This window comes from Parvibaculum sp., assembly GCF_035511255.1.
GTDB lineage: Bacteria > Pseudomonadota > Alphaproteobacteria > Parvibaculales > Parvibaculaceae > Parvibaculum.
The window spans coordinates 1-1,902 of sequence record NZ_DATKFR010000374.1 but is presented as its reverse complement, the minus strand read 5'-3'; the positions used below and the strand labels follow the sequence as shown (position 1 = coordinate 1,902).

Below are 1,902 nucleotides of genomic sequence, written 5' to 3'. Positions count from 1 at the left end.
CTGTCCTTCATGGATGTCTGGGACGCGATGTGCCGCACCATCATGTCGGCGGGTTCGCGGCGCGGCGCGATGATGGCGGTGATGCGCTGCGACCACCCGGATATCGAGGCTTTCATCGAGGCAAAACGCGAGCCGGGCCGTCTCACCATGTTCAACCTTTCGGTGCTCGCGACCGACGCCTTCATGGCGGCGGTGAAGGCCGATGCCGACTGGCACCTCGTCTTTAACGGCGAAACCTACAAGACGCTGAGGGCGCGCGCGCTCTGGGACAGGATCATCGCCGCGACCTATGCCTATGCCGAGCCGGGCGTGATCTTCATCGACCGCATCAATGCGCGGAACAATCTCCATTATTGCGAGACGATCCACGCGACCAATCCCTGCGGCGAGCAGCCGCTGCCGCCCTATGGCGCCTGCCTTCTCGGCTCGATCAATCTCGCGGCGCTGGTGAAGGACCCCTTCACCGAAAATGCGCGCATCGACGAGGCGGAGCTGGCCGACCTCGTCTCCGTCGCCGTGCGCGCCATGGACAACACCATCGACGTCTCGCGCTTTCCCCTGGCCGCCCAGGCGCAGGAAGCGAAGATGAAGCGCCGCATCGGCCTCGGCGTCACGGGCCTCGCCGACGCGCTCATCATGTGCCGCTCGCGCTATGGCTCCGACGCGTCGATTGCGCTGATCCGCACATGGATGCATGCGCTTTCCCGCGCCGCCTATCTCGCTTCGGCCGAAATCGCCGGCGAGAAGGGCGCCTTCCCGCTTTACGACGCCGACGCCTATCTCGCGGGCGAGACGATCAGGGCGCTCGACGAGGACGTGCGCGCGGCGATCGCGAAACACGGCATCCGCAATGCACTCGTGACCTCGATTGCGCCGACCGGCACGATCTCGCTTTTCGCCGGCAATGTCTCGTCCGGCATCGAGCCTGTCTTCGCCTATGCCTATACGCGCAAGGTGCTGATGCCGGACGGCACGCGGCGCGAGGAAAAGGTCGTCGACTACGCGGTCGCGAAATTCCACGAGACCTTCGGCGAGACGGCGGCGCTGCCCGACTATTTCGTCAATGCACAGGAACTGACGCCGGCCGAGCATCTCGCCGTGCAGGCCGCCGCGCAGGATTACATCGACAGCTCGATCTCGAAAACGATCAACGTGCCGGAAGACATTTCCTTCGAGGCGTTCAGGAACGTCTACATGGAAGCCTATGAGAAGGGCCTGAAGGGCTGCACGACCTACCGCCCGAGCGAGGTGCGCGGTTCCGTGCTCTCGGTCGAGCCCGCGCCGAAGGCGGAGGAGGCGCAGCCGGCGCTGGCCCTCAACGCGCCGCAGAAGCCGACGCCTTACGAAAAGGACGGCATCGTCTATATGTCGAAGCCGCTCGAACGCGAGACGGTGCTGCCCGGCTTCACCTACAAGCTGCAATGGCCCGAAAGCGACCACGCGATCTACATCACGATCAACGACATCGTGCAGGACGGCAGGCGCCGCCCCTTCGAGATTTTCATCAACTCGAAGAACATGGAGCATTACGCCTGGACGGTCGCGCTGACCCGCATGATCTCGGCGGTCTTCCGCCGCGGCGGCGACGTCACCTTCGTCGTCGAGGAATTGAAGGCGGTCTTCGATCCGCGGGGCGGCTCATGGATGAAGGGCCGCTATGTGCCGAGCCTCTTGGCCGCCATCGGCGAGGTGATCGAGCAGCACATGATCGACACGGGCTTCATCACGAAGGAAGACGGGCATCCCGTCGCCGAAGCGATCCGCGCCGTCGTCGGCGAACCTGTCGAGCCGGGCACGCGCGCGGTGAAGCTCAAGGGCTGTCCGCGTTGCGGCGAGCGCGCGATGATCCAGCAGGAAGGTTGCGAGACCTGCACCTCATGCGGCTTCTCGAAGTGCAGTTGA

General features: G+C 64.6%; 1 protein-coding gene. It reads left to right on the top strand.

Annotation, left to right across the window (positions count from 1 at the left end; translation table 11 throughout):
• Nucleotides 1–1,902 (top strand): adenosylcobalamin-dependent ribonucleoside-diphosphate reductase (locus VMR03_RS14465; RefSeq protein WP_325406428.1); only part of this gene is annotated, 1,902 nt, incomplete at its 5' end.